Genomic DNA, 25,019 nt, shown 5'->3' on the forward strand with positions numbered 1-25,019 from the left:
TGCTGCTCCCCATGGCCCTGAAAGTCGCCATCGTCGGCCTGCCCAACGTCGGCAAATCGACCCTCTTCAACGCGCTGACGCAGACCGCCGCCGCCCAGGCCGCGAACTATCCGTTCTGCACCATCGAGCCCAACACCGGCGATGTGGCGGTGCCCGAGCCGCGGCTGGAAAAGCTGGCGGCGATCATCCCGTCGAAGGAGATCATCCCGGCGCGGATGAACTTCGTCGACATCGCCGGGCTGGTGCGCGGCGCGTCCAAGGGCGAGGGTCTGGGCAACCAGTTCCTGGCCAACATCCGCGACTGCGACGCCGTGGCCTTCGTGGCCCGCTGCTTCATCGACGACGACATCACCCACGTCGAAGGGCGGGTGGACCCGATCGCCGACCTGGAGACCATCGAGACCGAACTGATGCTGGCCGACCTCGAGAGCCTGGAGAAGCGGGTCGTCAACCTGGAGAAGCGCGCCAAGACCGGCGACAAGGAGAGCGCCCAGACCCTGCGCCTGGTGCAGGCCGCGCTCACCGAACTGAACGCCGGTCGCCCCGCCCGCAAGGTCGAGGTCTCGGCCGAGGACGAGAAGGCCTGGCGGATGCTGCAACTGCTGACGTCCAAGCCCGCGCTCTATGTTTCCAACGTCGACGAGGCCTCGGCGGCCACGGGCAACGACCTGTCCAACGCCGTGGCCGAGCGGGCCAAGCGCGACGGCGCCGACCACGTGGTCATCTCGGCGCAGATCGAAAGCGAGATCGCCCTGCTCGACCCCGAGGAGCGCACCGAGTTCCTGGAGACGCTGGGCCTCACCGAGCCCGGCCTGAACAAGCTGATCCGCGAGGCCTATCACCTGCTGGGCCTGCAGACCTATTTCACGGTCGGCCCCAAGGAGGCGCGCGCCTGGACGATCCACAAGGGCGACACCGCCCCGCAGGCCGCCGGCGTGATTCACACCGACTTCGAGAAGGGCTTCATCCGCGCCGAGACCATCGCCTACGAGGACTATGTGAACCTCAAGGGCGAAGCCGGCGCGCGCGAGGCCGGGAAATTCCGTCAGGAGGGCAAGGAGTATGTCGTCCGGGACGGAGACGTGATGAACTTCCGGTTCAACGTTTAACGACGACATTAGAGAGGCGGAGATGGGCGAGACGATCACCCTGGCGGGCGCGGACGGCTTCGAGTTCACGGCCTATCACGAGCCCGCCTTCACGCCGCACAAGGGCGGCGTGATCGTGATCCAGGAGATCTTCGGGATCGACCGGCACGTCCGGGCCGACGTCGAGCGCTGGGCCAAGATGGGCTACGAGGCCATTGCCCCGGCGATGTTCGACCGCCTGCAACGCGACTTCCATGCCGAGCACGACGACGCCGGCATCAAGGCGGGGATCGAGAAGGCGCGCGCCACGCCGCTGGAGCAGGCGCTGGGCGACATCGCCGCCTGCCGCGACTTCCTCAAGAAGCACGGCGGCAAGGTCTGCGTCGTGGGCTATTGCTACGGCGGCTCGCTTACCTGGCTGAGCGCCTGCAAGGTCGAGGGGATCGCGGCAGCGTCCAGCTACTACGGCTCGATGGTGCAGGCGAACGCCGCCCTGACGCCGCTCTGCCCAACGATCGTGCATCTGGGCCGCACTGACCCCGGCATCCCGGCCGACGACGTGGCGGCCGCCGTCGCCGAGCATCACGGCGACAAGGTTCCGGTCTACATCTACGAAGGCGCGGGCCACGGTTTCAACAACCAGAGCCCCGAGCGCTACAACGCCGAGGCCGCCGATCTCGCCCGGCACCGGACGCTCGAGCTGTTCGACAATGCTTAGGCCCGGGGCCTGAGGCCGTGGGCGAGCCGATCCGCCTGACCAGCCCGCGGGACGGCTTCGAGTTCGACGCCTACCACGCGCCGACCATGGACGCGCGGCGGGGCGGCCTGGTCGTCTGTCACGCCATCTGGGGTGTCACGCCGCACCTGCGGGCCCTGGCCGACCAGTTCGCGGAAGACGGCTACGAGACGATCGTGCCCAGCCTGTTCGACCGCCAGCTTGAGCTGGACGGAGCCCGCGGCTTCGCCGAGCGCGACACAGACCCAGCCCTCTACGCGCGCCAGAACGGCTACGCCGAGCGTGCGGCGTGGGGGGCGGAGGTGCTGGACGGCGTCCAGGCGGCCATCGACGCCCTGGCGCCGCCGGTGTTCGCGCTGGGCTTCTGCTTCGGCGGGACGGTGGCCTGGCTGGCGGCGTCGCGCTGCACGGGCCTGTCGGCCGTCGCCTCGTACTATGGCGGCCAGATCATCGACTACCTGGACGACGCGCCGAAGGTCCCGACGCTGCTGCATCTGGGCAAGACCGACGAGCTGATCCCGCCGGCCACGGTGGCGGCGATCCGCGAGGCCTATCCGGAGATGCCGGTCCACGAGTACGACGCGGGCCACGCCTTCGTGGCGCCCAACGGCTTCCATGCCGACAGCGCGCGCCTCTCGCGTCTGCGCACCCTGCAGCTGTTCGCCCGGAATGGCGGGGGCAACAACCGGGGCGGAGAGCCTTAGAGCTCGATCTGTTTCTTCACTTCGGGATGCCGCTCCAGGACCCTCACGAGGGCCGCCTGCGCCGCCAGGATACCGATGCCGGCGGCGTAGCCTGAGAAGACGCCCGCGGGGTAGCGGCCCCCGTGCGCGGCGATTGAGATCTGCCAGTAGATCAGACCCGCCGCCCCGCCCAGCAGCGCCACGCCGCCGAGGATCGAGCGCACGTTCTGGCCAAACCCTGCCTGGAAGCTCATCCAGACGTACCTCGCGAGCCCGCGTCGCAGCACGCCCACGGCCAGGGGAAACGACAGCGAAAGCGACAGGAAGAGGCCCGGCCACAGCAGGGTCCGCTGCACCAGCAGCGGGTCGCCCGCCAGACGGTCGAAGGCGTGGACCACGGCGCCGGCGTAGATGAGCCCGGCCGTCACGACGGTCAGGTCCTGGGTGCGGCGGAAGTTTTTCCAGGCGGGCGTGTGAGCCATGGTCTCAATGTGGAGACAACGCGGGGCGGCGATAAGGCGGAATCTCGGGCTATGGTCGGGCGTGATCCGCGTGAGTCCCCTCCCCTTCGGCGTCCTGGCCCTGGTCGCCGCGAGCCCGGCGCTCGCCGGTGAGGTCGCCTGCCGCTACGAGGCCGGGACCATCACCGTGCCGGCCGTGGTCGCCGGCATCGGCGGCGACTACATCCTGGACACCGGCGCCGCGCGGACCACGCTGCATTCCACCAAGGCCGAGGCCGAGGGGATCGCCGACACCGCGCTGACCGGCGACGTCCGGGTGGCGGGCATGGCGGTCCGCGGCGCAGCCCTGGCGGTCGCCGACCTGGATGTGCGCACCTGGAACCTGCCGACCCCCGCCGCGGGCGTGATCGGGGCCGACGTGCTGAAGGGTTTCGTCGTGGACGTGAGCTATGCCCCCTGCCGCGTGCGGCTCTGGGCGGCCGGCCAGGCGCCTCGCTTCAACGGCAAGGTCCTGGACCTGGCATGGGATCTGGGCCGTCCCACCGCCGAGGCCGCGGTCTCGGATGAGCTGCGCACGATCCGCGGCCGCTTCGTGATCGCCAGCGGGGCCAACGCGCCGGTGCGCCTGGCCGACGACTTGGCCCAGGCGGTCCCGGGCACGCTGCCGCGGCCCCAGGAACTCTATCCTGACGGGGTCTGGCTCGCGCGGCTGCCGCAGGTGTCGTTCGCGGGCGCCACGGGGCTGGACGCGGGTGCGGGGCTGATGAAGCCCGAGGGCGACGTCGTGGGCCTGCTGGGCGCCGACGTCCTGGCCCACTTCCGCCTGCGCTTCGACTTTCCAGCCGGCAAGTTGGTGGCGCAGCCGGTTCCCTGAATCCGAGAGGACCCCGGAATGCGAAAGGGCCCCGGATGTCTCCGGGGCCCCTCGAACTCTGGTCCGGTCGTCGCCCTAGTGGGCGACGTTGCGCCAGACGCGGCGGTAGCTGAAGTACAGCAGGACCGTGAAGATCAGCAGGTAGATCATCGCGCCCAGGCCGAACGACTTGCGCTCCATCTGCTTGGGCTCGGAGGCCCAGGCCAAGAAGGCCACGACGTCCTGCGCCTGCTGGTCGACGGTCGACTTGGTGCCGTCGTCGAACGTCACCTTGTCGGGCGTCAGCTGCGACGGCATCGCCAGGAAGCCGCCGGGCGGCACCTTCTTATGGTCGCCGCTCCAGAAAGGCGTCAGGTCGCCCGGGAAGGCGACGTTGTAGTTCTGGCCAGGAGCCACCTTCAGGCCCGCCGGAGGCGTCCGGTAGCCCGTCAGCAGCGAGTAGACGTAGTCGGCGCCGCCCGTGCGAGCCTTCACGATCACCGACAGGTCCGGAGGAATCGCGCCCCCGTTCGAGGCAGCGGCCGCAGCATCGTTCGGGAACGGCGACGGGAACTTGTCGGCCGGGATGGCCGGACGCTGGATCACGTCACCCGTCTCGGAGTCGATGTCGTTGACCTGGATGTCCTTGGCCAACGCCTTCACGTACGGGTTGTCGTTCGGGTTCTTGTACTCCGGGTCGTAGAACGGACCGCCGGGCTGACCCAGGTTGCGGAAGTACATCAGGTTCATCGAGTGGCAGGCCGCGCAGACCTCCCGATAGACCTTGTAGCCGCGTTGGACCTGGGCCGGGTTGAACTTCCCGAACGGGCCGTCGAACGTCCAGTCGACGTGACGGATTTCGGCGTGACCGCCGGCGGCGAGAGCGGGCCCACCAATGAGGGCGAGGCCCAGCGCCGCGAGCGCGATACCTTTGCGCAGCATCTTAGGCTTAGCCCCTCTTTTCAGGCGACGCCGCGGCGCCCGCGGGCGTCGTGGCGGGATGCGACAGGACAGGTTCCGAGATCGATTCCGGCACCGGCAGCGGGGTTTCCGTCAGGCCGAGGACGGGCAGGATCAGCCAGAAGTAGGCGAAGAAGTAGATGGTCGCGACGCGGCTGAGCCACACCATGCTGTTGATGTCGGCGTCGAGCAGCTTGAAGCCGCTGGGCGAGCCGAACACCGGGTTGTCCGGCAGCTGGCCGCCGCAGTAGCCCAGCACGAGCGACATGAAGACGAAGATGAAGAAGTACAGCCGCGCCGTCGGGCGGTAGCGCATCGAGCGCACCTTCGACGTGTCGAGCCAGGGCAGCACGAACAGGGTGCCGATGGCGCCGAACATGAGCAGCACGCCGCCCAGCTTGTCCGGGACCGCCCGCAGGATCGCGTAGAACGGCAGGAAGTACCATTCGGGCACGATGTGGGCCGGGGTCACCAGCGGGTTGGCCGGGATGTAGTTGTCGGCGTGGCCCAGGACGTTCGGGTTGTAGAACACGAAGCTGGCGTACAGCAGCAGGAAGACCGCGATCGCGAAGCCGTCCTTCACCGTGTAGTACGGGTGGAACGGAACGGTGTCGTCCTTCGACTTCACGTTCACGCCGGTCGGGTTGTTGTTCCCCGGCACGTGCAGCGCCCAGATGTGCAGGATCACGACGCCTGCGATCACGAAGGGCAGCAGGTAGTGCAGCGAGAAGAAGCGGTTGAGGGTGGGGTTGTCCACCGCCGGGCCGCCCCAGAGCAGGGTGGTGATCGGCTCGCCGACGATCGGCAGCGCGCCGATCAGGTTGGTGATCACGACGGCGCCGTGGAAGCTCATCTGGCCCCAGGGCAGCACGTAGCCGATGAAGGCCGTGGCCATCATGAGCAGGTAGATCACGCAGCCCAGGATCCACAGCACCTCGCGCGGCGCCTTGTAGGAGCCGTAGTAGAGGTTGCGGATCATGTGGATGTAGACCGCCAGGAAGAACATCGAGGCGCCGTTGGCGTGCATGTAGCGGATCAGCCAACCGTAGTTGACGTCACGCATGATGCGCTCGACCGAGGCGAAGGCGTGGTCGACATGCGGCACGTAGTGCATGGCCAGCACGATGCCCGTGGCCAGCTGGATGCCCAGCATGAGCGCCAGGATGCCGCCGAACGTGTACCAGTAGTTCAGGTTCTTCGGCGTCGGGAAGTCGAGCGCCGTGTCCTTCATGAACCGCACGATGGGCAGGCGCGTATCGAGCCAGCGCTCGATGCCGGTCTTCGGCTCGTAGGTTGAATGTCCGCTCATCGGGTTCAGCCCACCTTGATCGAGGTGTCAGAGAGGAAGACGTATTCCGGCACCTGCAGGTTCCTGGGCGCGGGGCCCTTCCGGATACGACCCGACAGGTCGTAGTGCGACCCGTGGCACGGGCAGAACCAGCCGCCGTAGTCGCCGCCGCCGACCGTGGGCACGCAGCCCAGATGCGTGCAGGTGCCGATCAGCACCAGCCACTCGGCCTTGCCGGGCTTGTGCCGCTCTTCGTCGGTCTGCGGATCGCGCAGGTCGCCAGCATTGTCGTCCTTCACGGCCGCGGCGATCTGTTCCGGGCTGCGGTTGCGGACGAACAGCGGCTTGCCCCGCCATTTCACGACGACCTGCTGGCCCGGAGCCACCTTGCCCAGATCGAACTCGATGGACGACAGCGCCAGCGTATCGCCGGCGGGGTTCATCTGATCGATCAACGGCCATGCGACGCCGGCCACGGCGCCAACCGCGGCCGCGCCAGCGGCGATATGAATGAAGTCGCGACGGCTGGGGTCGTCCCCCGCGCCATGCGTGTCGGGATTTGCGCCCGCGACGGTGTCGGCCACCTTGAAGCTACCCTTCGAAAGGGGCCTGTCCGGGTTTCCCCTTGAGGCCCAAATGCTTGCGGCCCGCGCCAGCGCTGACGCAGGACCGTTTCCGGGCGCGGACGAGGGCCAGGCGCGTTACACGGGCGACAATGCGAACGACATGTCCGCCCACCCGTGATTCGTACCCCTGCCCCCCGGCTACTCCCGATGGCGAGAGGCCTTAGAATGCGTTTGGCCCTTTTTCAACCGGACATTCCGCAAAACCTGGGCGCCGCGATCCGGCTGGCCGCCTGCCTGGGCGTTCCGCTGGACGTGATCGAGCCCTGTGGATTCCCCTTGAGCGACGCCGCAATCCGCCGCGCCGCCATGGACTATGGGGACCTTGCGCAGGTGACGCGACACGCGGGCTGGCGAGATTTTCGTGCGAAATCCGCACCTTCCCGCCGACTGGTGCTGTTCACGACGCGCGGCGCGACGCCGCTGCACGACTTCGCGTTCGGTCCGGAGGACACCCTGCTGTTCGGTCGCGAGAGCGCCGGCGTCCCCGACGACGTCCATGATGCCGCAGACGCGCGCGTCGTGATTCCTCTGGCTCCGGGGGCGCGATCGCTGAACGTCGTGACCGCGGCGACACTGGCGTTGGGCGAGGGCTTGCGGCAGATCAAGGCCTTCCCGCGCCTGCAACGAACAGACTCGCCCGCATGACGACGACCCTGCCGCCTGAGATCCTGGAACGCCGCGACCGCGCGAAGACGTGGTTCGAGGATCTGCAGTCGCGAATCTGCGCCGAGCTGGAACGGCTGGACGCGGAGGCCCCGGCCGACCTGTTCCCGGAACCCGCCGGTCGCTTCGACATGCGGCCCTGGACCCGGGAGACCGGTGTCGGCGGCGGCGTCGGCGGCTTTTTCAAGGGGCGGCTGTTCGAGAAGGCGGCGGTGCACACGTCGGCCGCCACGGCGCGATTCTCGCCCGAGATGGCGGCCCAGATGCCGGGCGCCGACAAGGACCCGACCTACGTCTCGTCCAGCATCAGCCTGATCGTGCACCCGCGCAGCCCGTGCGTGCCGACCGTGCACATGAACACCCGCTTCCTGTCGACGGCCGAGAGCTGGTTCGGCGGCGGCGCCGACCTGACGCCGATGCTGGACGTGCAGCGGACCCAGGAGGCCGACGACACCCAGCTGTTCCACGCCGCGATGCGGGGCGCCTGCGACCCCTTCGATCCCGAGTGGTACGGCAAGTACAAGGCGTGGTGCGACGAGTACTTCTACCTGCCCCACCGCAAGGAGATGCGCGGCATCGGCGGCATCTTCTACGACCGCCACAACAGCGGGGACTTCGAGAAGGACTTCGCCTTCACCCGCGCTGTCGGCGAGGCGTTCCTGGACGTCTACCCGAAGATCGTGCGCAAGCGGATGAGCCAAGCCTGGGGCGAGGCCGAGCGGCAGGAGCAGCTGATCCGCCGCGGCCGCTACGTCGAGTTCAACCTGCTCTACGACCGCGGCACGATGTTCGGCCTGAAGGCCGGCGGGAACATCGAGACCATCCTGTCGTCGATGCCACCGATGGTGGCCTGGACGTAGGTCCGGGCTTGTCGTTCTCTCCTCCCTAACGAGCGGGAAAGAGGATAAAGCTTGCCGACACTTGCCGAACGCCTGGGCTTCTCGTCCGACGCCAAGCTGCTGATCGTCAACTGCGACGACCTGGGCTCGTCGGCGTCAGCCAATCGCGCCATCGGCGAGGTGATGCGCCGCGGGGCGGCCTCCAGCTCCACGCTGATGGTTCCGTGCCCCTGGGCGCTGGATGGCGTTCGGCGCGCGCAGGACGGCGGCATCGGCGTGCACCTGACCCTGACCGCCGAGTACCCCGCCTACCGCTGGCGCAGCCTCACGGGCGCGTCCTCGCTGCACGATGCAGAGGGTTATCTCCCCACAACCGCCGAGGCCGTGTGGGACCGCGCCGACCTCGCAGACGTGCGCGCCGAGTGCCGCGCCCAGATCGAGCAGGCCTACGCCTGGGGCGTCGACGTCACCCACCTGGACACGCACATGGGGGTGATGCAGCTGGAGCGGCGCTATTTCGAGGTTTTCCTCGACCTTGCCGCCGAATACCGCCTGCCGATCCGCATGTTCGGCGCCCGCACCGAGGAACGCCTGGGTTTCGCCGCCCGCACCTCGGCGCGCGCCGAGGGCATCCTCTGCCCCGATCACATGATCGACGTCTGGGGGCGCCCGCGCGGCTCCGTGGCCGAGCGGCTGGGGAACCTGCGCCCCGGCGTGACCGAGCTGTTCCTGCATCCGGTGGAGGACGGCCCCGAGCTGCGCGCCTACGACCCGACGCACACGGACATCCGCATTGGCGATTACGCCGAGATGCTGAGCCCGGGCTTCAGCGCCCTGATCGACGCGGCGGGCGCGCGGCTGATCAGCTTCGCCGCCCTGCGCGACCTGCAGCGGGCCGTCTGATGGTTCGGGTCCGCCCCTATCGGCCGGACGACCTGCCGGCGCTCTACGACATCTGCCTGAAGACCGGCGACAACGGCGCCGACGGCACGCACCTCTACGAGGACTACAGGATCATCGGGGAGATCTTCGCGGCGCCGTACGGGGTATTGCTGCCTCAGTACGCCTTCGTCGCCGAGGACGATCAGGGCGTCGCGGGCTACATCCTGGGCGCGCCTGACACGCGGGCGTTCGAGGCGCGGCTGGAAGAGGCGTGGTGGCCGGCCCTGCGGGAGCGGTATGCGGACCCCGTCGATGTGCCCGCGAGGACGCGCAACCGCGAACAGTGGGACGCCCACCACATCCACCACCCGCCCGCGAACCCGCAGGCCGTGGTGGACGCCGCACCGGCCCACCTGCACATCGACCTGCTGCCGCGGCTGCAGGGCAAGGGCATGGGACGGCAGCTCATGGACGCCTTCCTCGCCACCGTCGGCGGCCGCGCGCACCTGGGCTGCCAGGCGCCGAACGTGCGCGCACAGCGGTTCTACGAAGCCTATGGGTTTCGCCGGCTGGAGGGCGTGCCGCCGAAGAGCGTGGTCTGGATGGCGATCGGCTGAGTCCGGCCCAGCGCCCCTACCCCGCAAGGAACGCCCGGATCCACCCACCAACGCGCGCCCGGTCGTCCGGCCGGCCGAAGCTGGCGATGGCGCGGTCGGCCTGCTCGTCGGCGTAGACCTTGCCGCGGCGAGCCTCGATGAGGGCTGTGGCGTAGGCCGGCAGGAACTCCGGATGCGGCTGCATCGAGATGGCCGGCTGGTCGCGCCAGGCCAGGGCGGCGAAGGGCGTGAACTCGGACCGCGCGATCAGCTCGGCGCCCGGCGGCAGGCTCACCACCTGGTCCTGGTGTGAGGCCGGCAGCCTGATGGGATCGGCGGCGTCCATCCAGGGCTCGCGGCTGACGACTTCGTAGGCGTGTTCGCCGATCCCCCAGCCCTTGGGCGACTTGATCACCTGGCCGCCAAACGCCTGGGCCATGGCCTGGTGGCCGAAGCAGACGCCGACCAGCTTGGCGCGGCCCTTGGCGGCGCGCAGGAAGTCCATCAGCTGGCCGATCCAGGGATCGTCGTCATAGACCCCCGCCGCCGAGCCGGTGACGATGTAGGCGTCGCAGTCCTCGGGCGCCGCCGGATACTCGCCCTCGTCGGCCGCATAGGTTCGCCAGTCGTAGGCGTCGCGGCCCAGCAGCTCCATGAACATGTCGGGATAGGTCCCGAACGTCGGGATCGCCGGGTTCGGGGGCCGGCCGGTCTTGAGGACGCCTATTCTCAATAGACCATGCCCTGGGCCACGGCCTTCAGCTTCTCGATGACCGACAGCTTGTCGTCGATGAAGTCGTTGTCGATCCACCAGTCCTCGACCTCGCGCATCACCTGGCCCACCAGCGGGCCCTTGGGGACGCCGGCGTTCATGACCTCCTGGCCGCTGAGCGGCAGTTCGGGACGGGTCCAGCCTTCGGCCAGGGCGATCAGGCCGCGCCACTGCATGGTGGCGGCCGTGCGCGGCGCGGCGGCCCAGGCCAGCCTGGCGCGGTCGCGAAACGTGGCCGTGCCGGCGCGATAGACCTCGCGGCGGATTTCGCGCGGGCTCATCCAGCTCTTCAGCACGGGCGTAGGCGCCAGCGCGGCGACGATACGGTCGCGATCGGGGTTCGACAGCCGCAGCCGCGTCGCCAGGGCCATGGCGGCCACCTGGTCGTCTGGCAGCAGGGCGGCCAGGCGCAGGACCGGATCGCCGTCGAGGAACTGCTCGGTGTCGATCTCCACCAGGGCCTCGAAACGGGCGAGGTTGGCCTGCGTCTTCAGCACCACCTCCAGCACGCCGGTTTCCGCCATCAGCCGAACGGCGGCGCGCGGATCGTCGGCCGCCAGCAGCTTCAGGAGTTCCTTGGAGATCCGTTCGGCGGCCAGGCCGTCGATGCTGTCCTTCAGACGCGCGCAGGCGGCGGCGGCGGCGGCGTCGGGCGCGCCCTTACCGAACCAGGCGTAGAAGCGGAAGAAACGCAGGTTGCGCAGGTGGTCCTCGACCAGCCGCTGCTCGGGCTCGCCCACGAAGACGATGCGGCCCGCCTTGGCGTCGGCCACGCCATGGCCGGTGGGATCGAAGATCGAGCCGTCGCGGCGCGCGTAGAGCGAGTTCAGGGTGAAGTCGCGGCGCTGGGCGTCCTCGGCCCAATCGGTCGTGAAGGCTACGGTGGCGCGGCGGCCGTCGGTGGAGACGTCGCGACGCAGCGTGGTGATCTCGTGCGGCAGGTGGTTCGACACGGCGGTGATCGTGCCGTGCTCGATGCCGGTGGGAATGGCGGCGATCCCGGCGGCCTTCAGCGCCTGGGCGACACGGTCGGGCGTCAGGGTGGTGGCGATGTCGATGTCGTCGACCGGCCGGCCGACGATGGCGTTGCGGACGCTGCCGCCCACGAACCGCGCGCAGTCGGCCCCGCCCTCGGCCTCGAGCGCATCCAGCACCGCGACCGTCGCGGGGTTGGTCATCCAGTGGCGCTGGCCCAAGCCTTCGTTCGTGGAGGGGGTGTCGGTCATGGCGCGGAAGTGGCCCGAAGGCGCGCGCTAGGCAAGGGTCGCGCCGTACAGCCGCTCGTGGAGCGCGCGCAGGATGCCCGCCGTGGCGCCCCAGATGTACTGCGTCTCGTGAGTGGTCGCGTAGAAGCGCCGGGTCTCGCCGGTGGGCAGGGTGCGCTCGTGCTCCTCGTAGTTGGTGGGGTCCATGAGATAGCCGAACGGCGTCTCGAAGATGTCGGCCACCTCGTCGGGATTGGGGCGGAGCGAGAAGCCCGGCCGCACGAAGCCCACCACCGGCGTGATCAGGTAGCCGCTGCCCGTGTGGTACGGAGTCGACAGGCCGATCAGGCTGACGAAGTGCGGCTCGAGCCCCACTTCCTCGTGCGCCTCGCGCAGCGCGGTTTCCCAGGGCCGCTCCCCCTCGTCCTGGCGCCCGCCCGGCAGGGCGACCTGGCCGGTGTGGCTGCGCATGGTGTCCGAGCGGCGCGTGAGCAGGACGTTCAAGCCGTGGTCGCGCTCGACCAGGCCGATCAGCACCGCAGCAGGCTTCGGCGGATCTGACGCGGCGTCGACCCACCCGCCGGGCGAGAGGTCGAAATCCGAGCGCCGCGGGCCGCCTTCGACCGCGTGGTCGTGCAGCGGGTCGAGGTGGTCGGCGATCCAGTCGCGCAGCTCGTGGGCGGGGGCCATGGCGTTCACGAGAGGTGCGCGCCCGGCGGGCCCACGGCGAACCAGGCGCCGTTCGAGCTGACCCCCAGTGTCTCGCCGTCCGGGGTGTCGCGCGGCTCGGCCAGGTCGACCAGCTCGTAGAATACCGGCCGCGAGATCAGCGCCTCGAGGCCGCGACGGACGTGCAGGTAGGGTCTGGGTTCGCCATCCTCTCCAACCTCGACGCGGATGGCGTTGTCGGGGCCGGCTGTGACCTCGTCGCCGACGTTGGTGAGGAACTTCAGGTCGCCCCCTTCGCGATCCACGCGCACGGCCAGAAAGGGCGCGTCCTCGACAGTTATCTTCAGCTTCTCGACCGGCGTCACGAGGTAGACGCCGTCGGGGTCCTTGCGCAGGATCGTCGAGAACAGCCGCACCAGCGCCTCGCGGTAGATGACAGCGCCTTCGTGCAGCCAGCGGCCGTCCGACGTGATGACGATGTCGATCTCGCCCGAGTGCGCGGGGTTCCACAGGTGCACCGGCGGCAGGCCGCGGCCCGGCGCCTGCCCCTTCTGCTGGGACTGGGCGGCTTGGGCGATGGCGTCGAGGCCGGGCTTCTGAACGGTGGTCACCCCGGCAAGGTAGGGGGTGGGAGGAGTCGCCTCAAGCGAACGCAGCGTCAGCGGGGCTGGATCATGCCCTGCAGCGTCACATCCCGGAACGCGCGGAACAGGACGCGGCGCGCGTCGACGGGCCCCGGCAGCTTCACGTCAGGGGCGACGGCGAAGCCCACGCGCTGGAAGTACGGCAGGTCGCCCACCAGCACGACGGCGGCCTCGCCGGCGTCGTGCGAGGCCTCGCACGCGCGCTCCACCAACATGGCGCCCAGGCCGGCGCGGCGTTCGGAAGCCTCGACCGCCAGGGGGCCCAGGAAGACGATCGGCTGGTCGCCAGCGGCCACGCGCCACATGCGCACCACGCCCACGACGGTGTCGCCCTCGACGGCGCAGAACGACAGGTCCTGGGCGAAGTCAGCAAACTCGCGGACGCGCTCGGACACCTTGGCGAAACGGCCGGGCCCGAAGGCGCGGTCCAGCAGCGCCTCGATGGCGGGGCCATGGGCGGCGGTCTCGTTGACGAGGACAAGCTCCGGCGGGGGCCGGCAAGGTTGCAGGGACATGAGCGGTCTCGAGAGATGAGTGGGCGACTACGGCGGGCGTCTGGCCCAGGCCGCTTGGGTTCGGGTGGCTGCTTAAGCCAGCGGACGTCGTCGCATCTCTCGGGCCCTCCGGGCCGTGGACAGGGAAGCGCGCAGATAGGGCCATCGGCCCCTGGGGTCAACGCTCGGTTTGGCCATGCGGCGATCTCACGCGTGCAATGCAAAGCGGCCCGCCGTCGCCGGCGGGCCGCTCTACACGTTGCGGAACGAACTCAGCGCGAAGCAAACTCGCCGGCCGATGCCACCTGCATGTCGCGCAGCTGAGTCCTGGCGTCGCGCGAGGCCTTGTCGACGCAGCCGCGGAAGTTCGGGCCGCCGACGGCCTTGCAGACCGACTTGGCCGCGGCGTCGATGTCGGCGTTGATCTGGTCGAACGAGCGGCCCGCCACCTTCACGCGGACGCTGGCGCGTTCGTCGCGGATGACTTCCACCTTGGTGGCGGCGGCGCCGTCACGGCTGCGCTTGATGGCGGCGTACTGACGGTTGGCGTTGCGGATGGCCGATTGCACGCAGGGACCGGCCGAGGCGTTGCAGACGGTGATCGCAGCCGCCTGGATCTCGCCGGCCACCTGGGCGTCGGTCTTGCCGATCAGGCTGATGCGGACGACCGGGCTGGGCTCCTGCGACACGCGCAGGTCGGCGGCGGCGGCCGGCAGGGCCAGGGCGGTCAAGGCCACAGCGGCCAGGCAAGCGAACTTCATCGTTGGGTTCTCCAGGGTTTCGACGACGTTGTGTGTCGAATTTCGCCCGGGGGAAGAACATCGGTACGCATTAACCACCCACGACCGATCGTCGTGAATTCGGCATTAACCATCCAGATTCGAGCCAGATGGACAACATGTCGCAGATGATTATCTGAAGAGGTTACATCACTACACGCATAAGTCTCATTCCTTGTCGCGTCGCGATAGTGGTGACCTGGTAATACTGAAAAACGACTTGCCTGCCACGGCCTCGCTCGCGGCCATTGCCCCGACGCGCGGCGACGGCCAAGTTGCACCCCTCGCATGTCCGATACGCCCCCCGACGACGACGCCGTTCCATCCGCCCGCGCCCTGCTGAAGGAGCGCGACTACCTGATGTTCTGGGGAACACGCTGGACGGGGAGCTTCGCCAGCCAGATCCAAAGCGTCGCCATGGGCTGGCAGATGTACGCCATCGCGCGCCAGACCCGGTCCGTCGAGGAGAGCGCCTTCCTGGTCGGCATGATCGGGCTGGCGGCGTTCGTGCCCGTCTTCCTGCTCACCCTGCCGGCCGGCGAGGCCGCGGACCGCTATGATCGCAAGAAGGTGCTGCTGCTGTGCCTGTCGGGCGAGATCGTCAGCGTGCTCGCGCTCGCGATCGCCACCGTCAACGGCTATGCCTCGCCCGCCCTGCTGCTGGTGATCGCGGCCCTGTTCGGCGCCAGCCGCGCGTTCTTCGCGCCCGCCAACACCGCGCTGGGGCCCATGCTGGTGCCGCGCAAGCTGTTGCCGCGCGCCATCGCATGGAACTCCCTGGCCTGGCAGACCGCCTCGATCGCCGGACCTGCCGCAGCCGGCCTGCTGGTCGCCCGCTCGGCCGAGACGGCCTACTTCACCACGTTCGCCCTCTATGGCCTGTCGGCGATGCTCGTGATGGGCATCCGCGCCAACGCCAAGCCCGAGACCAACCCCGGCTCGCGCTGGCAGCTGATGAAGGAAGGCCTGGCCTACGTCTGGCGCCAGAAGATCGTGTTCGGCGCGATCTCGCTGGACCTGTTCGCCGTGCTGCTGGGCGGCGCGACCGCCCTGCTCCCCGTCTTCGCGCGCGACGTGCTGCACGTGGGGCCCGAGGGATTCGGCATCCTGCGCGCCGGACCGGCGATCGGCGCGACGCTGGTGGCCCTGTGGCTCGCGGCCAATCCGATCCGGCGCAAGGCCGGCCTCTACATGTTCGCCGGCGTCGCCGTCTTCGGCCTGGCGACCATCGTCTTCGGCCTGTCGAAGTCGCTTTGGTTGTCGGTCGCGGCGCTGGCCGTCCTGGGCGGCGCCGACATGCTCTCGGTGTTTGTCCGCCAGACCCTGGTCCAGCTGGTCACCCCCGACCACATGCGAGGCCGGGTGGCCTCGGTGTCCTCGGTGTTCATCGGCGCCTCGAACGAGCTGGGCGAGTTCGAGAGCGGTGTCGTGGCCCGCCTGCTGGGGCCCGTGGGCGCGGCCGTGTTCGGCGGCGTGGGCGCCGTCATGGTCACCGCCCTCTGGGCCAAGCTGTTTCCCGACTTGCGAAGGGCCGACCGCCTCGAATAAGCGTCTTCCCATTCATCCGGAACGTGACAGCCGAAAGTGGGAGCCGGTTTCGGCGCCCGTCACGTTCCAACATTAGAAGCGAGCCTGCCACCAGGCAGGCTCTTGGGAGATTTCGGTCATGGGCGCATTGGAAGGCAAGGTTGTCCTCGTCACGGGCGGCGGCAACGGCATTGGGCGCGACTGCGCGCTCATCGCGGCGCAGGAAGGCGCCAAGGTGGTCGTCAACGACCTGGGCGGCGGCCTGAAGGGCGACGACGAGGGTTCGGCGGGTCCGGCCGAGGCGGTCGCCGCCGAGATCCGCGCCGCGGGCGGCCAGGCGGTCTCCAACTCCGACAGCGTGACCGACCTCGACGCCGTCTACGGCATGGTCGAGCTCGCCAAGAAGGAATTCGGCGGCCTGCACGCGGTGATCAATCCGGCCGGCATCCTGCGCGACGTGATGTTCCACAAGATGACCGAGGCCGAATGGGATGCGGTCATCGCCGTCCACATGCGCGGCTCGTTCAACGTGGCGCGCGCCACCATCGAGCTGTTCCGCGAGCAGAACGACGGCGCCTACATGTTCTTCACCTCGACGTCCGGCCTGTTCGGCAACATCGGTCAGGCCAACTACGGCGCGGCCAAGATGGGCATCGCCGGCCTCTCGCGGATCATCGCCATGGAAGGCGCCCGCAACAACGTGCGCTCGAACTGCCTGGCGCCCGTCGCCTGGACCCGCATGACCCAGTCGGTGCCGATCAAGGATGAGGCCGCCGCCGCGCGCCGGGCGGTGATGGCGGAGAAGATCCGCGCCGACCAGCCGGCCCGCTTCTCCGTGGCCATGGTGACTCCCGCCGCCGCGCACGTCTCGGGCCAGATCTTCGGCTCGTCGGGCGAGAACATCATCCTCTACTCGCAGCCGCGGCCCATCGAGACCGTGACCAAGGAAGAGGGCTGGACGGTGCAGTCGATCCTCGACGAAGCCGTGCCGAAGATGGCGCCGAAGTTCTTCGACCTGAACCGCGGCCCCCTGCCGGGCAACAACCAGCAGCAGGCCAAGCAGCCCGCCTAGCCGGGTATTTCAACAGCGATTTCAACGGCGGTGGGCGTCTCGCCCGCCGCCGTTTTCGCGTCTGGCGCCGTCGTTGCGTGGATCGGACGCATGAACTCCGGCTTGACCCATACTGGCGCAATCGCCCGCGGACTGGCCTACGCGCCCGACGCCGTGACGCCGCGCACGTGGCGCAGCACGGCCGAGCTGCTGGCGCTGTCGGGCAAGTCGGCGTCGGTCGCGAGCGAGAATTCCGCCCAGCCTGAAGCCGATCCGGTCAGCCTGTTCCGGGCCAGCTCCTTCGAGCGCATCCGGGCCGAGAGCGCGATGATCGTCGGAGAGGCGTTGCGCTCGCTGGCGGCGCAGAACCAGGCCCGGGCGTATGTCCGCCCCATGGCGCATCTGGTCGACGTTCGCATCTGACCGGCCCGTTTGGTGAAGCCGCCCGAAGCGGCTAGTAAGCCTCCGCCATGTCGCACAACACCTTTGGCCATCTTTTCCGCGTGACCACCTGGGGCGAGAGCCACGGGCCCGCGCTCGGCTGCGTGGTCGACGGGTGTCCGCCCGGCATCGCGCTGACCGAGGCCGACATCCAGCCCTGGCTGGACCGCCGCCGTCCGGGCCAGGGCAAGTTCGTCACGCAGCGCCAGGAGCCGGACGCCGTCCGAATCCTCTCGGGCGTGTTCCAGGATGAGCGGTCCGATGGCCAGCGTACCACCGGCACGCCGATCTCCATGATCATCGACAACGTCGACCAGCGTAGCCGCGACTACTCCGAGATCGCCCAGGCGTTCCGGCCGGGGCACGCCGACTACCCCTACTTCGCCAAGTACGGCGTGCGCGACTATCGCGGCGGCGGCCGGCAGTCGGCGCGCGAAACCGCCGCGCGCGTGGCGGCGGGCGGTGTGGCGCGCAAGATCATCGAGGGCGTCACCATCCGCGGCGCCGTGGTCCAGATCGGCCCGCACGCGGTCGACCCCCAGCGCATCGACTTCGGCGTCACCGGCGACAACGAATTCTGGGCCCCGGATCCGGACATCGTCCCGGTCTGGACCGAGCACCTCGAAAAGGTGCGCAAGGCGGGCTCGTCCACCGGCGCCGTCGTGGCGGTCGAGGCCACCGGCGTTCCCGCCGGCTGGGGCGCGCCGCTCTACGGAAAGCTGGACGCCGAACTCGCCGCGGCCCTGATGTCGATCAACGCCGCAAAGGGCGTGGAGATCGGCGCCGGCTTCGGCTCGGCCGCGCTTTCAGGCGAGGAGAACGCCGACGAGATGCGGATGGGCAACGACGGTGCGCCCCTGTTCCTGTCGAACAAGGCCGGCGGCGTGCTGGGCGGCATTTCGACCGGCCAGGCCGTGACCGCGCGGGTGGCGTTCAAGCCGACGTCCTCGATCCTGTCGCTCCGGCGCAGCATCAACGAGGCGGGCGAGGAGATTGAACTGCGCACCAAGGGCCGTCACGATCCCTGCGTGGGCATCCGCGCCGTGCCGGTGGTTGAAGCGATGGTCGCCTGCGTCCTGGCCGACGCCTTCCTGCGCCATCGGGCCCAGACCGGTGGGGCGGCGTTCACGCCGGGGCGTTGAGCCCTACAGGCTCAGTGCGCAGCTCTCGCTGATGGTGGGGCGCGAGACCACGATCCGCGACAGACCGGGGAACTTCACCCGCAGGCGTTCTGCGAAATAGAGGCAGAGATGCTCCAGGGTGGGGCGTTCCAGGCCCGGCTTCTCGTTCAGCAGGCCGTGGTCCAGCTCGCTCGCCACGCCCTTCAGCGCGCTTTCCAGGTCGGCGAGATCTGCGACCCAACCGACGGGTTCCTGGGTCTGGCCTCGAACGGTGGCCTCCACTTTGAACGAATGGCCATGGAGGTTCGTGTAGGGCCTGTGATCGGGCCCATCTGCGAAGAAGTGGGCCGCATCGAACGTCGCGGCCTTGGTGATTTCGAAAACGGGCTGGGTCATCGCAAAGAGTTGGGCCGCCGGGGCGAAAACGCCTCAGGCTATGCCGAGGTACTTGTGGGTTTGGACGCTTAAACGCCAGCGAGGGTGTTCAAGGCAATAGGCGATGGCCGCGCGCGTGTTTGCGTCGCGGTCGGGCCCATCCATCGGCTGCAGCAGGAACCGTTCGAAATCCAGGTGCTCGAAGCGTTCGGGAGGCGCCTTGGTCTGGGGGAAGACCAGCTTCAGCTCCTGGCCCTGGGTCTGCACCACCTCGGCGTCGGCCTTGGGGCTGACGCAGATCCAGTCGACGCCCTCCGGGACCGGCAGGGTGCCGTTGGTCTCGAGCGCAATCGCGAAGCCGCGGGCGTGCAGGGCCTCGATCAGGGCCGGGTCCACCTGCAGCAGCGGTTCCCCGCCCGTCAGAACGGTCAGCCGGTCGCTCGCCCCGCCCGTCCACGCCGCCTCGACCGCGGCGGCCAGGGCGTCGGCGTCGGGGAATCGGCCGCCGCCGGGCCCATCCATGCCCACGAAGTCGGTGTCGCAGAAGGTGCAGACCGCCTTGGCGCGATCGCGCTCCAGCCCGCTCCAAAGATTGCATCCGGCGAAACGGCAGAACACCGCCGGGCGCCCGGCCTGACCGCCTTCGCCCTGCAGCGTGAGGAATATCTCCTTGACCGCGTAGCTCACGAGTCCAAAGCGGGACGACCGCCCGCCTCCCACGCCTCGAAGCCGGTCTTGCGCAGTTCGCACGCGGGACAGGTTCCGCAGCCATGGCCCCAGGCGTGCAGGGTCCCCCGCTCGCCGAGATAGCAGGTGTGGCTCTCCTCGACCGTGATCGCCACCAGCGACTCGCCGCCCAGACCGTTGGCCAGGGCCCAGGTCTGCGCCTTCGTCAGCCACATCAGCGGCGTTTCGATCCGGAAGGTCTGCTGCATGCCCAGGTTCAGCGCCGTCTCCATCGCGTCGAGGGTCTGGCGGCGGCAATCGGGATAGCCGGAGAAGTCGGTCTCGCACATGCCGCCCACCAGCACGTTCAGTCTTCTGCGGTCGGCGAAGGCGGCGGCGTAGGTCAGGAACACGAGATTGCGGCCCGGGACGTACGTCGACGGCAGGCCCTTCTCGGTGAACTCAATCGCACGCTCGGTGGTCATCGCGGTCTCGCCGAGGGCCCCGAAGCTGCGGATGTCCAGCATATGGTCCTCACCCAACCGCGCGGCCCACTTGGGATACTCGCGCGCGATCCGGGCGCGGACGGCCTGACGCGCCTGAAGCTCGACGCCATGGCGCTGCCCGTAGTCGAAGCCCACGGTCTCCACGTGCTCATAGCGGTCGAGCGCCCAGGCAAGGCACACGGTGGAATCCTGGCCGCCGGAGAAGAGGACAAGCGCCTGATCGGTCATCGGCCCCATATGGGCCAGTGGCGCGCGCGAGGGAAGTTTGCAGGGCTACGCTGGGGTAACTTCGTTGTCGCGGGCGCCACAGTGCAGGCCGCAATCCCTTACGTCGCCTTGGATTGCGTTGACAGGTCGCCCGGAGAGGTTGAGCTTCGCCACGCTGACGAGGGGCCACGCCGCCTCTTCGCCAGCCAACGCTTTCGCGGCGTATAGGCGACCAAGGGCCACAGAAGAGCCCGGACGCCCTGGGAGGATTTGAATGTCAGAGACCCGAGCTCTTCGGAGCCTGTTGGCTGTGGGCGTTTCCGCCGCGGCCCTAACCGCGTTTGCCGCGCCGGCGCTGGCGCAAACCGCGAACGCCAACGTGATCGAAGAACTGGTCGTCACGGCGCAGAAGAAGGAAGAAGCCCTTCAGGACGTGCCGATCGCCGTGTCGGCGTTCGACCAGAACGCGCTCGAGAAATCCAAGATCGACGGCGGCCCCAACCTGGTGCTGGCCGTGCCGAACGTGAACTTCTCCAAGGGGAACTTCACCGGCTATAACTTCCAGATCCGCGGCATCGGCTCCAAGCTGGTGGCGGGTTCGGGCGACGCCGGCACCGGCATCCACCTGAACAACGCCCCACTGATCGCCAACAACCTGTTCGAGACCGAGTTCTACGACGTCGAGCGCGTCGAAGTTCTGCGCGGTCCGCAGGGCACCCTTTACGGCCGGAACGCGACCGGCGGCGTGGTCAACCTCATCACCGCCAAGCCCACCGACCAGTTCGAGGGCAACATCCGCGCCGAGTACGGCAACTACAACACCATGAAGGCGCGCGGGATGATCAACCTGCCGCTGGGCGAGCAGTTCGCCCTGCGTCTGGCGGGTTCGTACCTGAAGCGCGACGGCTTCGGTGAAAACCTGGTCACCGGCAACGACGCCGACGACCGCGACCTGTACGGCGCGCGCGCGACCCTGAAGTTCGAGCCCACCGACAAGTTCCGCGCCTGGGTGATGTGGGATCACTTCGAGGAAGACGACAACCGCTCGCGGATCGGCAAGCAGTTCTGCACCAAGGACACCGGCCCGAACTCGGTCGGCGGCGTCGGCTACTCGGCCGCGGCCGGCGGCCTGATCGGCCAGGTCCAGCGCGGCCTGTTCAGCCAGGGCTGCCAGGCGACCGGTCTCTACACGCCCGGCGTGCTGGGCACGGTGAACTCGCAGGCAACCCTCGGCGGCCTCTTCGGTGCCCTCGGCGGCTTCCAGACCGGCGACGCCTATGCCGGCAAGATGCAGACGCCGAATATCCGGGACATCGAGTCGACCTTCGACCCCATCTACAAGTCCAAAACCGACATCTACGAGTTCAACGCCCAGTTCGACCTGACCGAGAACGTCACCCTGAACTGGCTGTCAGCCTACACGATCTACAAGCTGACGACGCGCCAGGACTACAACCGCTACACCCCCAGCGTGCCGTTCAACACCGCGCCGAACCCGGTCAACGCTTTCGCCGCCGTTCCAGGCTTCGCGGGGATCTACGCGGGCCTCTTCCCCGGTGGCGTCATCAACGACCCGCAGAATGGCCGCTTCAATCGCTTCACCACCAGCGACATCTCGTCTGGCTATACGGAGCAGTGGAGCCACGAAATCCGGTTCCAGTCGGACTTTGATGGACCGTTCAACTACAACGTGGGCGCCATCTTCTCGCGCTATCAGGCGACCGGCGATTACTACGTGATGTTCAACACGGGGACGGGCTTCTACCAGCTCAACAACCTGTTCAACACTGGTAATCCCAACTGCACCACCGGCGCCAACTGCGTGGCGATCGATCCGAACAAGGATCCGAACCGTTCAGGCCACAACTATTATGACGCCTACGGTCCGTATGACCTGACGTCCTATGCCGCGTTCGGCGAATTCTACTACCAGATGACCGACAACTTCAAATGGACCCTGGGCCTGCGCTACACGGTCGATGAGAAGGATGTCGAGAACCACGCGGTGAACCTCGGCACGCCGGGTTCGGGCATCAGCGGCCCGCTGCCGGGCACGCCGGCGATCCTGAACGTCAAGTTCAAGGAGCCCACCGGCCGCTTCGGCTTCGACTGGAAGCCGGATCTCGGCTTCACCGACGAGAGCCTGATCTACGCCTTCTACTCGCGCGGCTATAAGGCCGGCGGTCTGAACTCGCCGTGCAGCGGCGGGGCGGGCGTGATCTGCGGACCGGCGACCTTCGAGCCCGAGTTCATCAACTCGTACGAAATCGGGATGAAGAACACGCTGCTCAACGGCACGATGCAGCTGAACCTCACCGGGTTCTACTACGACTACAAGGGCTACCAGATCTCGAAGATCGTGAACCGGGCTTCGACCAACGAGAACATCGACGCCAAGGTCATGGGCGCCGAATTCGAGTCGATCTGGCAGCCGGTCGAAGGCCTCCGCCTGAACGCGGCCATCGGCTATCTCGACACCGAGATCCAGGACGCCGTGTCGATCGACACCTTCAACCGCACCGGCAGCAACCCGCTGCTGACGCTGGTGAAGTCCAGCGCGGCGTCCAACTGCGTGGTGTCCACCGCCCATGCGGCCACGGCGCTCGCCATCTCCAACTCCATCAACAATCCGTTCGCGCTGCTTGGGGTCTGCACCACGGTCCCGAACGCGGCCGGCCAGCAGGTCGGCGCCGGGACCAACATCCTGGGCACCGGGGCGATCGCCACAGGCACCAACGCCTTCGGCGGTCTGGTCAGCGACGGCGTTCCGGTCGACCTGGACGGCAAGCAACTGCCGAACGCGCCGCATTGGACCATCTCGCTGGGCGCCCAGTACACCTGGACGTTCGGCGACTGGGACGCGACGCTGCGCGGTGACTACTACCACCAGACCCAGACCTACGCCCGGATCTGGAACACCCAGCCGGACCGCATCAAGGCCTGGGACAACGTCAATCTGACCTTCACGGTCGTGAACGACGAGATGGGCGTCGAAGTGGCGGGCTTCATGAAGAACGCCACCAACGAAAAGGCGATCACCGACTTCTATCTGACGGACGACAGCTCCGGCCTGTTCCGGAATGTCTTCTACACCGAGCCCCGCACCTACGGCGTCTCGATCACCAAGCGCTGGTAGCACCAGCGCATCCTTTCCCAGGGAAGCTTTGGGGCCGGCGGAGCAATCCGCCGGCCCTTTTTCATTCGCGATGACCCGTGGCGCGAGGCGCGAGGCCCCTCGACGCCGAGGCCAGGCTCAGTTCATTCCTGTGAGGGTCGGCGGCCGTCCGGCCTATCCCGATGCGCGCGTCGTCGAGCGGAGAAGATCATGTCCGGGCTATCCCAACCCCATCGCCGCCAGCTGCTGGGGGGCGCCGCGTCGCTTGCGGCCGGAGGCCTCGCGGGGTTCGCCGCCCCGCACCGGGCGCCCAACATCGTCGTCGTGCTGGCCGATGATCTGGGCTATGGCGACCTGGGCTCGTACGGCGGGCGACTGATCCGCACGCCGCACCTCGACCGCATGGCGCGGGAGGGCGCGCGGCTCACAGACTTCTACGCCTGCGCCAACATCTGCACCCCCTCGCGCGCCGGCCTGCTGACCGGCCGCTACCCCATCCGCACAGGCCTGGCTCACGAGGTGATCCAGCCCAACGACAGCCGCGGCCTGCCGGCGGGCGAAGTCACCATCGCCGAGGCGTTGCGGCCGGACTACGCGACCGCCCTGGTCGGCAAGTGGCACCTGGGACATGTCGAGCCGCACTGGCCGCCGACGAGGCACGGCTTCGATCTGTTCTTCGGCCTGCCCTACAGCCACGACATGAAGCCTCTGGGACTGTTCACCGCAGGGCCCGGCGTCGAGCTCACCCGAGAGGACGTGGACATGGCGCGGCTGACCCAGCGCTTCTTCGACCGAGGCCTGGCCTTCATCGACGAGCAGAAGGCGAGGCCGTTCTTCCTGATGCTCGCGCTGACGGCGCCCCATATACCCCTGGACCCGCACCCCGACTATGCGGGCCGGTCGCCGGCCGCTGCCTATGGCGACGTGGTCGAGGAAGTGGACGCAGGGGTCGGACGGCTCTTCGCCCATCTGCGCAAGTTGGGCCTCGACCGCGACACGCTCGTGGTCTTCACGTCCGACAACGGCCCCTGGTTCGAGGGCTCGGCAGGCCCCCTGCGCGACCGCAAGGGCGGCCAAGGGTGGGACGGTGGCTATCGGACGCCACTGATTGCCCGCTGGCCGGGCGTCATCCCCGCGGGCCTGACGAGCGACGCCATCGGCATGAACATCGACCTTCTGCCCACCCTGCTCACCGCCGCGGGAAAGCCTCTCCCTGCGAATGTCGAACTGGACGGCCGCGACCTCACCCAGGTGCTTACTCGTCGCCGCGCGCCCTCGCCGCACGAGGAGCTGGTGCTGTTCAACAACGAGCAGGTCGCCGCGATCCGCACCCAGCGGTGGAAATACGTAGCCCGCGCCTACTACCGCGGCTTCAACGTGCCGCTGGGTTCGCGAGGCGATCTTCTCTTCGACATCTCGGCCGACCCGTCCGAGGCCTACAACCTGGCCTCCGCGAACCCGGGCGTCGTGGCGGAAATGACAGCCCGGCTCAAGCGGGCGCAGGCGCTGTACGAACCTATGGGCGTCGCCGCCAAAGCCGCCGCCCCGACCCCTCCGAGATAGGGGGAATCTGGCGCACGATCGTGCGCTTTGATGACTTGGTATGAACACTGTGGGATTTCGCCGTTACGCCATCCCTTGCCCTGCAAGGAATCGGCGACCGTTGTTCGGTTTTGATCTGACGTTTCGAAAATGCGGTCTTTTCGCCACACTCTGAAAAAAGGCGAAGACAAAAGGCTCTAACTTATCACTGGTGAGTTGACGCCGGCCGC

Annotated in this window: 27 protein-coding genes; 14 read left to right on the forward strand and 13 right to left on the reverse strand. The window is 68.4% G+C overall.

Features of this window, described 5'->3' with window-relative positions; translation table 11 throughout:
* Positions 1–11: 11 nt before the first annotated feature.
* The 3 genes from ychF to EPN98_RS17725 are packed head-to-tail and all read left to right on the forward strand — an operon-like array spanning position 12 to position 2,528.
* Positions 12–1,109: a redox-regulated ATPase YchF gene (gene ychF, locus EPN98_RS17715; protein WP_293364246.1), complete on the forward strand. Its 1,098-nt coding sequence runs from the start codon at positions 12–14 to the stop codon at positions 1,107–1,109.
* A gap of 22 nt (positions 1,110–1,131) precedes the next feature.
* Positions 1,132–1,806, forward strand: a complete 675-nt coding sequence (locus EPN98_RS17720) for a dienelactone hydrolase family protein (RefSeq protein ID WP_293364247.1) — start codon at positions 1,132–1,134, stop codon at positions 1,804–1,806.
* A gap of 17 nt (positions 1,807–1,823) precedes the next feature.
* Positions 1,824–2,528: a dienelactone hydrolase family protein gene (locus EPN98_RS17725; protein ID WP_293364248.1), complete on the forward strand. Its 705-nt coding sequence runs from the start codon at positions 1,824–1,826 to the stop codon at positions 2,526–2,528.
* Here the strand turns inward: EPN98_RS17725 and EPN98_RS17730 are convergent.
* On the reverse strand, positions 2,525–2,989 hold the full coding sequence (locus tag EPN98_RS17730; RefSeq protein WP_293364249.1) for a hypothetical protein: 465 nt from the start codon (positions 2,987–2,989) through the stop codon (positions 2,525–2,527). The two genes, EPN98_RS17725 and EPN98_RS17730, sit on opposite strands and share 4 nt — an antisense overlap.
* Positions 2,990–3,059: 70 nt before the next feature.
* On the opposite strand from EPN98_RS17730, the gene EPN98_RS17735 reads away from it, so the two are divergent.
* Positions 3,060–3,842 (forward strand): hypothetical protein, encoded by a 783-nt coding sequence (locus tag EPN98_RS17735; protein WP_293364250.1) that lies wholly within the window; start codon positions 3,060–3,062, stop codon positions 3,840–3,842.
* A 75-nt stretch (positions 3,843–3,917) separates the two neighbouring features.
* Here the strand turns inward: EPN98_RS17735 and EPN98_RS17740 are convergent, their stop codons facing one another.
* Genes EPN98_RS17740 through petA form a run of 3 tightly spaced genes read right to left on the reverse strand, consistent with a single transcriptional unit; the run spans position 3,918 to position 6,653 of the window.
* On the reverse strand, positions 3,918–4,763 hold the full coding sequence (locus tag EPN98_RS17740) for a cytochrome c1 (RefSeq protein ID WP_293364251.1): 846 nt from the start codon (positions 4,761–4,763) through the stop codon (positions 3,918–3,920).
* Positions 4,764–4,770: 7 nt separating this feature from the next.
* The gene (locus tag EPN98_RS17745; protein ID WP_293364252.1) at positions 4,771–6,090 is read right to left on the reverse strand and encodes a cytochrome b N-terminal domain-containing protein; all 1,320 of its coding nucleotides are present in this window, start codon (positions 6,088–6,090) and stop codon (positions 4,771–4,773) included.
* Between the two features lie 5 nt (positions 6,091–6,095).
* Positions 6,096–6,653, reverse strand: coding sequence for a ubiquinol-cytochrome c reductase iron-sulfur subunit (gene petA, locus EPN98_RS17750; protein ID WP_293364253.1), 558 nt, complete (start codon positions 6,651–6,653; stop codon positions 6,096–6,098).
* 207 nt (positions 6,654–6,860) lie between these two features.
* Between petA and EPN98_RS17755 the strand changes: the two genes are divergently transcribed.
* From EPN98_RS17755 to EPN98_RS17770, 4 genes are read left to right on the forward strand one after another with little or no spacing between them, the layout of a single operon-like run.
* Positions 6,861–7,340, forward strand: a complete 480-nt coding sequence (locus tag EPN98_RS17755; RefSeq protein WP_293364254.1) for a tRNA (cytidine(34)-2'-O)-methyltransferase — start codon at positions 6,861–6,863, stop codon at positions 7,338–7,340.
* Positions 7,337–8,218: an oxygen-dependent coproporphyrinogen oxidase gene (gene hemF / locus EPN98_RS17760; RefSeq protein ID WP_293364255.1), complete on the forward strand. Its 882-nt coding sequence runs from the start codon at positions 7,337–7,339 to the stop codon at positions 8,216–8,218. The genes EPN98_RS17755 and hemF overlap by 4 nt, the downstream gene beginning before the upstream one ends.
* A 51-nt stretch (positions 8,219–8,269) precedes the next feature.
* Positions 8,270–9,100 carry a ChbG/HpnK family deacetylase gene (locus EPN98_RS17765; RefSeq protein ID WP_293364256.1) on the forward strand — a complete coding sequence of 277 codons (831 nt, stop codon included), beginning with the start codon at positions 8,270–8,272 and terminating at the stop codon, positions 9,098–9,100.
* A complete protein-coding gene (locus EPN98_RS17770; protein ID WP_293364257.1) occupies positions 9,100–9,696 on the forward strand; it encodes a GNAT family N-acetyltransferase in 597 nt (198 codons plus the stop codon). The genes EPN98_RS17765 and EPN98_RS17770 overlap by 1 nt, the downstream gene beginning before the upstream one ends.
* Before the next feature lie 16 nt (positions 9,697–9,712).
* On the opposite strand, the gene EPN98_RS17775 is transcribed toward EPN98_RS17770, so the two are convergent.
* The 6 genes from EPN98_RS17775 to EPN98_RS17800 form a co-directional block, all read right to left on the reverse strand.
* The gene (locus EPN98_RS17775) at positions 9,713–10,408 is read right to left on the reverse strand and encodes a type 1 glutamine amidotransferase (RefSeq protein ID WP_293364258.1); all 696 of its coding nucleotides are present in this window, start codon (positions 10,406–10,408) and stop codon (positions 9,713–9,715) included.
* On the reverse strand, positions 10,405–11,673 hold the full coding sequence (locus tag EPN98_RS17780; RefSeq protein ID WP_293364259.1) for a CCA tRNA nucleotidyltransferase: 1,269 nt from the start codon (positions 11,671–11,673) through the stop codon (positions 10,405–10,407). Before EPN98_RS17780 ends, EPN98_RS17775 begins: the two co-directional genes overlap by 4 nt.
* A gap of 27 nt (positions 11,674–11,700) precedes the next feature.
* Entirely contained in the window at positions 11,701–12,342 is a 642-nt protein-coding gene (locus EPN98_RS17785) for a CoA pyrophosphatase (protein WP_293364260.1), read from the reverse strand.
* A 5-nt stretch (positions 12,343–12,347) separates the two neighbouring features.
* A complete protein-coding gene (locus EPN98_RS17790; protein ID WP_293364281.1) occupies positions 12,348–12,899 on the reverse strand; it encodes a DUF1285 domain-containing protein in 552 nt (183 codons plus the stop codon).
* A gap of 80 nt (positions 12,900–12,979) precedes the next feature.
* Positions 12,980–13,480: an N-acetyltransferase gene (locus tag EPN98_RS17795; protein WP_293364261.1), complete on the reverse strand. Its 501-nt coding sequence runs from the start codon at positions 13,478–13,480 to the stop codon at positions 12,980–12,982.
* Between the two features lie 251 nt (positions 13,481–13,731).
* Positions 13,732–14,220 (reverse strand): hypothetical protein, encoded by a 489-nt coding sequence (locus EPN98_RS17800; RefSeq protein ID WP_293364262.1) that lies wholly within the window; start codon positions 14,218–14,220, stop codon positions 13,732–13,734.
* A gap of 306 nt (positions 14,221–14,526) precedes the next feature.
* Here EPN98_RS17800 and EPN98_RS17805 point away from each other — a divergent pair, with 306 nt between their 5' ends.
* From EPN98_RS17805 to aroC, 4 genes are all read left to right on the forward strand, one after another.
* The gene (locus tag EPN98_RS17805; protein ID WP_293364263.1) at positions 14,527–15,786 is read left to right on the forward strand and encodes an MFS transporter; all 1,260 of its coding nucleotides are present in this window, start codon (positions 14,527–14,529) and stop codon (positions 15,784–15,786) included.
* Between the two features lie 118 nt (positions 15,787–15,904).
* The gene (locus tag EPN98_RS17810; RefSeq protein ID WP_293364264.1) at positions 15,905–16,837 is read left to right on the forward strand and encodes an SDR family NAD(P)-dependent oxidoreductase; all 933 of its coding nucleotides are present in this window, start codon (positions 15,905–15,907) and stop codon (positions 16,835–16,837) included.
* Between the two features lie 90 nt (positions 16,838–16,927).
* Entirely contained in the window at positions 16,928–17,239 is a 312-nt protein-coding gene (locus EPN98_RS17815; RefSeq protein WP_293364265.1) for a hypothetical protein, read from the forward strand.
* A gap of 47 nt (positions 17,240–17,286) precedes the next feature.
* On the forward strand, positions 17,287–18,399 hold the full coding sequence (aroC, locus tag EPN98_RS17820; protein WP_293364266.1) for a chorismate synthase: 1,113 nt from the start codon (positions 17,287–17,289) through the stop codon (positions 18,397–18,399).
* A 3-nt stretch (positions 18,400–18,402) separates the two neighbouring features.
* Here aroC and EPN98_RS17825 read toward each other — a convergent pair whose 3' ends face one another.
* From EPN98_RS17825 to queC, 3 genes are read right to left on the reverse strand one after another with little or no spacing between them, the layout of a single operon-like run.
* Positions 18,403–18,774 (reverse strand): 6-carboxytetrahydropterin synthase, encoded by a 372-nt coding sequence (locus tag EPN98_RS17825; RefSeq protein WP_293364267.1) that lies wholly within the window; start codon positions 18,772–18,774, stop codon positions 18,403–18,405.
* A 33-nt stretch (positions 18,775–18,807) separates the two neighbouring features.
* Complete coding sequence (gene queE / locus EPN98_RS17830; protein ID WP_293364268.1) at positions 18,808–19,440, reverse strand: 7-carboxy-7-deazaguanine synthase; 633 nt, start codon at positions 19,438–19,440, stop codon at positions 18,808–18,810.
* Complete coding sequence (queC, locus tag EPN98_RS17835) at positions 19,437–20,162, reverse strand: 7-cyano-7-deazaguanine synthase QueC (protein ID WP_293364269.1); 726 nt, start codon at positions 20,160–20,162, stop codon at positions 19,437–19,439. The genes queE and queC overlap by 4 nt, the downstream gene beginning before the upstream one ends.
* Positions 20,163–20,406: 244 nt before the next feature.
* Here queC and EPN98_RS17840 point away from each other — a divergent pair, with 244 nt between their 5' ends.
* Complete coding sequence (locus EPN98_RS17840) at positions 20,407–23,268, forward strand: TonB-dependent receptor (protein ID WP_293364270.1); 2,862 nt, start codon at positions 20,407–20,409, stop codon at positions 23,266–23,268.
* A 189-nt stretch (positions 23,269–23,457) separates the two neighbouring features.
* Positions 23,458–24,810: a sulfatase gene (locus EPN98_RS17845; RefSeq protein WP_293364271.1), complete on the forward strand. Its 1,353-nt coding sequence runs from the start codon at positions 23,458–23,460 to the stop codon at positions 24,808–24,810.
* The last annotated feature ends 209 nt before the right edge of the window (positions 24,811–25,019 follow it).

Source organism: Phenylobacterium sp. (assembly GCF_004299445.1).
Lineage (GTDB): Bacteria > Pseudomonadota > Alphaproteobacteria > Caulobacterales > Caulobacteraceae > Phenylobacterium.

Excerpts from the sequence above, each read along its gene's own strand:
- EPN98_RS17740 (WP_293364251.1), bottom strand. The coding sequence starts at position 4,763 with ATGCTGCGCAAAGGTATCGCGCTCGCGGCGCTGGGCCTCGCCCTCATT.
- EPN98_RS17805 (WP_293364263.1), top strand. The coding sequence starts at position 14,527 with ATGTCCGATACGCCCCCCGACGACGACGCCGTTCCATCCGCCCGCGCC.
- EPN98_RS17720 (WP_293364247.1), top strand. The coding sequence starts at position 1,132 with ATGGGCGAGACGATCACCCTGGCGGGCGCGGACGGCTTCGAGTTCACG.
- ychF (WP_293364246.1), top strand. The coding sequence starts at position 12 with ATGGCCCTGAAAGTCGCCATCGTCGGCCTGCCCAACGTCGGCAAATCG.
- EPN98_RS17730 (WP_293364249.1), bottom strand. The coding sequence starts at position 2,989 with ATGGCTCACACGCCCGCCTGGAAAAACTTCCGCCGCACCCAGGACCTG.
- EPN98_RS17795 (WP_293364261.1), bottom strand. The coding sequence starts at position 13,480 with ATGTCCCTGCAACCTTGCCGGCCCCCGCCGGAGCTTGTCCTCGTCAAC.
- EPN98_RS17810 (WP_293364264.1), top strand. The coding sequence starts at position 15,905 with ATGGGCGCATTGGAAGGCAAGGTTGTCCTCGTCACGGGCGGCGGCAAC.
- EPN98_RS17800 (WP_293364262.1), bottom strand. The coding sequence starts at position 14,220 with ATGAAGTTCGCTTGCCTGGCCGCTGTGGCCTTGACCGCCCTGGCCCTG.
- aroC (WP_293364266.1), top strand. The coding sequence starts at position 17,287 with ATGTCGCACAACACCTTTGGCCATCTTTTCCGCGTGACCACCTGGGGC.
- EPN98_RS17840 (WP_293364270.1), top strand. The coding sequence starts at position 20,407 with ATGTCAGAGACCCGAGCTCTTCGGAGCCTGTTGGCTGTGGGCGTTTCC.
- queC (WP_293364269.1), bottom strand. The coding sequence starts at position 20,162 with ATGGGGCCGATGACCGATCAGGCGCTTGTCCTCTTCTCCGGCGGCCAG.
- EPN98_RS17785 (WP_293364260.1), bottom strand. The coding sequence starts at position 12,342 with ATGGCCCCCGCCCACGAGCTGCGCGACTGGATCGCCGACCACCTCGAC.
- EPN98_RS17770 (WP_293364257.1), top strand. The coding sequence starts at position 9,100 with ATGGTTCGGGTCCGCCCCTATCGGCCGGACGACCTGCCGGCGCTCTAC.
- EPN98_RS17815 (WP_293364265.1), top strand. The coding sequence starts at position 16,928 with ATGAACTCCGGCTTGACCCATACTGGCGCAATCGCCCGCGGACTGGCC.
- hemF (WP_293364255.1), top strand. The coding sequence starts at position 7,337 with ATGACGACGACCCTGCCGCCTGAGATCCTGGAACGCCGCGACCGCGCG.
- EPN98_RS17825 (WP_293364267.1), bottom strand. The coding sequence starts at position 18,774 with ATGACCCAGCCCGTTTTCGAAATCACCAAGGCCGCGACGTTCGATGCG.
- EPN98_RS17745 (WP_293364252.1), bottom strand. The coding sequence starts at position 6,090 with ATGAGCGGACATTCAACCTACGAGCCGAAGACCGGCATCGAGCGCTGG.
- EPN98_RS17780 (WP_293364259.1), bottom strand. The coding sequence starts at position 11,673 with ATGACCGACACCCCCTCCACGAACGAAGGCTTGGGCCAGCGCCACTGG.
- EPN98_RS17845 (WP_293364271.1), top strand. The coding sequence starts at position 23,458 with ATGTCCGGGCTATCCCAACCCCATCGCCGCCAGCTGCTGGGGGGCGCC.
- EPN98_RS17755 (WP_293364254.1), top strand. The coding sequence starts at position 6,861 with ATGCGTTTGGCCCTTTTTCAACCGGACATTCCGCAAAACCTGGGCGCC.